Below are 3457 nucleotides of genomic sequence, written 5' to 3' on the forward strand. Positions count from 1 at the left end.
GATCAACTACGTGCCGTTCAAGGGCGGCGGCGAGGCGACGGCCGCGGTGCTGGGCGGCCACATCACGGTGGGCACCAGCGGCCTGGCCGAGTTCGAGGAGTTCATCAAGACCGGCAAGATGCGCGCGATCGGCGTCACGGCGCCGAACCGCATCCGCGGCTCGGACATCCCGACGCTGGTCGAGCAGGGCATCAACGTGTCGATCGGCAACTGGCGTGGCGTGTACGGCGCGCCCGGCATCACGCCGGCACAGCGCCAGAAGCTGGTCGAGGCGGTCTCCAAGGCCACCAAGACCAAGAGCTGGGCCGAGACGCTGGCCAACAACAAGTGGAACTCGGCGCTGATGACCGGCGACGACTTCGGCAAGTTCGTCGACGACGACACCGCGCGCCTGCGTGCGCTGATGCTGAAGCTGGGCATGCTGTAACTGCCCGGATCGCAGGTTCCCTGCAGTACGGCTGGCCGGCGCTGTGCGCCGGCCAGCCTGCGTTTGAGGGGCGGATTGAATGACGCAAGGAGGTAGACCATGAACAAGCCCATGAACAAGCGATCCGAGATCGGCATCGGTGCCGGCGCGATCGGCCTGGGGGCCGTGATGGCCATCGGTGCGGCGCAGATCAAGAGCGAGGCCGGCTACGGGGGCGTCGGCGCGGGTTTCCTGCCGTGGCTGATGGCGGCGGCGATGGCGCTGTGCGGGCTGCTGCTGATCGTGCAGGCCGCGACCGGCGGCTTTCGCGCGATGCCCGAGGGCAGCGAGGACACCCCCGCGCCGTACTGGGCCGGCATGGCCTGGCTGTCGGCCGGCCTGCTGCTGAATGCGGCGCTGATCACCCGCGTGGGCTTCATCCCGTCGTGCTCGCTGCTGTTCGTGCTGGCGGCGCGCGGTTTCCGGCTGTCGATGGGGGCGGGGCGCGCGACGCTGGCCGACTGGGTGCGCGACGTGCTGGTCGGTGCCGCGTTGTCGGCGCCGGTCTACTGGCTGTTCACGAAGCTGCTGGGTTTGACCCTCCCCGGCCTCACCAGCTCCGGCTGGATCTGACCTCTAGAGCATCACCATCATGGACATCTGGAATTCGCTGCTGCAAGGCTTCATGACGGCGGGCACGCCGATCAACCTGATGTGGGCGCTGCTCGGCTGCCTGATCGGCACCGCGATCGGCGTGCTGCCCGGGATCGGCCCGGCACTGACGGTGGCGATGCTGCTGCCGATCACCTCGCACGTCGAACCGACCGCGTCGATGATCATGTTCGCCGGCATCTACTACGGCGCGATGTACGGCGGCTCGACCACCTCGATCCTGCTGAACACCCCGGGCGAGACCGGCAGCATGGTCACCGCGATGGAGGGCAACCTGATGGCCAAGAGCGGCCGCGCCGGCGCGGCGCTCGCCACCTCGGCGATCGGCTCGTTCTTCGCCGGCACGATCGCCACGGTGCTCGTCACGCTGTTCGCGCCCGGCCTCGCCGAGTTCGCGCTGCGCTTCGGCCCGCCGGAGTACTTCGCGCTGATCCTGCTGGCCTTCACGACCGTGTCGTCGGTGCTCGGGCAGAGCACGCTGCGCGGCATGACCAGCCTGGTGCTGGGCCTGTCGATCGGCATCATCGGCATCGACCAGATCTCCGGCCAGGCGCGCTTCACGCTGAACAACGTGCCCGAACTGGTCGACGGCATCGAGGTGGTGCTGGTGGCGGTCGGGCTGTTCGCGGTCGGCGAGGCGATGTATACGATGATGTACGAGGGCCGCCAGGACGAGACGCGCAACAAGATGTCGAGCCTGTGGATGACGAAGGGCGACTGGAAGCGCTCGTGGCCGGCCTGGCTGCGCGGCACGCTGATCGGCTTCCCGTTCGGCACCATCCCGGCCGGCGGCACCGAGATCCCGACCTTCCTGTCGTACGGCGCCGAGCGCAAGCTGTCGAAGCACCCGGAAGAGTTCGGCACCGTCGGCGCGATCGAAGGCGTGGCCGGCCCGGAGGCCGCCAACAACGCGGCGGTGGCCGGCACGCTGGTGCCGCTGCTGACGCTGGGCATCCCCACCTCCACCACCGCGGCGATCCTGCTGTCGGCGTTCCAGAACTACGGCATCCAGCCCGGCCCGACGCTGTTCCAGACCTCGTCGGCGCTGGTGTGGGCGCTGATCGCGTCGATGTACATCGGCAACGTGATGCTGCTGGTGCTGAACCTGCCGCTGGTCGGGCTGTGGGTGAAGCTGCTGAAGATCCCGAAGCCGGCGCTCTACGCGGGCATCCTGATCTTCGCGACGGTCGGCGTCTACGGCATGCGGCAATCGGCCTTCGACCTGTTCCTGCTGTACGGCATCGGGCTGCTGGGCGTGCTGATGCGCCGCTTCGACTTCCCGACCGCCCCGGTGATCGTCGGCATGATCCTCGGCCCGCTCGGCGAGGCCCACATGCGCAACGCCATGTCCATCGGGGAGGGCAAATGGACGGTGTTCATTGAACGGCCGTTGTCGGCGACTATCCTGCTGGTGTGCGTGGCGGTCCTGATCGTCCCGCCGCTGTTGACCCGGCTGCGGCGCCGACGTACCGTGGCGCTGGCCTGACCGGCCCTTCCTCACAGCAAGGATCTTCCCCATGAAGTCCCATCGTTCCCAGAACCGCCGCTCCGTTCTCCGCTGGATGGCTGCCTCGGCCGCCGCCGGCATCGCGCCCGCCGTGCCGACGGCCAGCCTGGCCGCCACCGGCCCCGCACCGCTCGGCAAGCTGCGCATCCTGATCCCGGCCAACCCCGGGGGCGGCTGGGACGGCACCGGCCACGCGGTCGGCGACGCGCTGGTGGCCTCCGGGCAGGCCAGCGAGATCGTCTACGAGAACAAGGGCGGCAAGGGCGGCATCATCGGGCTGGCCGAATTCGTGGAGAAATACTCGGATGCCCAGGATTCGGTGATGGTCGGCGGCTTCGTGATGGTCGGCTCGATCGCGCTGAATCGCCCGGCCATCACTCTGGCACGCGTGAAACCGGTTGCACGCCTGACCAGCGAGGTGCTGGCGCTGGTGGTGCCGACCGATTCGAAGTTCCAGACGATCAAGGATTTCCAGGCCGCGCTGGTGAAGAACATCGCCGAGGTGCCGCTGGCCGGCGGCGGGGCCGGCGGCGTCGACCACATGTGCGCCGCGCTGGTGGCGCGCGCGGCCGGGGCTGATCCGGGCAAGCTGGTCTATGTGCCGTCGAGCAGCGGGGCCGAGGTGATGCAGGCGCTGGCGGCCGGCAAGGTGGCGGCGGCGGTGTCCGGCTTCGGCGAGCTGAAATCGGGCATCTCGTCAGGCAAGCTGCGGGCGCTGGCGATCAGCTCGCGGCGCGGGCTGTTCGGCATCCCGTCGTTCCGCGAGCAGCGCCTCGACGTCGACCTGGCGAACTGGCGCGGCATCTTCGCGCCGGCCGGCATGTCCGATGCGCAGGTGGCCAACCTGCGTGCCTCGCTGCAGAAGGCGACCC

The 3457-nt window shown here is 69.2% G+C and carries 4 protein-coding genes; all 4 read left to right on the forward strand.

What is annotated here, in order from left to right; translation table 11 throughout:
* Positions 1–427 (forward strand): Bug family tripartite tricarboxylate transporter substrate binding protein (locus tag AC1D12_RS28285; RefSeq protein ID WP_477844407.1); only part of this gene is annotated, 427 nt, incomplete at its 5' end.
* 99 nt (positions 428–526) lie between these two features.
* Positions 527–1039, forward strand: a complete 513-nt coding sequence (locus AC1D12_RS28290; RefSeq protein WP_052212736.1) for a tripartite tricarboxylate transporter TctB family protein — start codon at positions 527–529, stop codon at positions 1037–1039.
* Positions 1040–1058: 19 nt separating this feature from the next.
* Complete coding sequence (locus AC1D12_RS28295; protein ID WP_465113011.1) at positions 1059–2564, forward strand: tripartite tricarboxylate transporter permease; 1506 nt, start codon at positions 1059–1061, stop codon at positions 2562–2564.
* A 31-nt stretch (positions 2565–2595) separates the two neighbouring features.
* Positions 2596–3457: tripartite tricarboxylate transporter substrate-binding protein (locus AC1D12_RS28300; RefSeq protein ID WP_477844408.1), on the forward strand; the 862-nt coding region annotated here is incomplete at its 3' end.

The sequence above is a fragment of the Rhizobacter sp. P1_G5 genome (genome assembly GCF_056405435.1).

Excerpts from the sequence above, each read along its gene's own strand:
- AC1D12_RS28295 (WP_465113011.1), top strand. The coding sequence starts at position 1,059 with ATGGACATCTGGAATTCGCTGCTGCAAGGCTTCATGACGGCGGGCACG.
- AC1D12_RS28290 (WP_052212736.1), top strand. The coding sequence starts at position 527 with ATGAACAAGCCCATGAACAAGCGATCCGAGATCGGCATCGGTGCCGGC.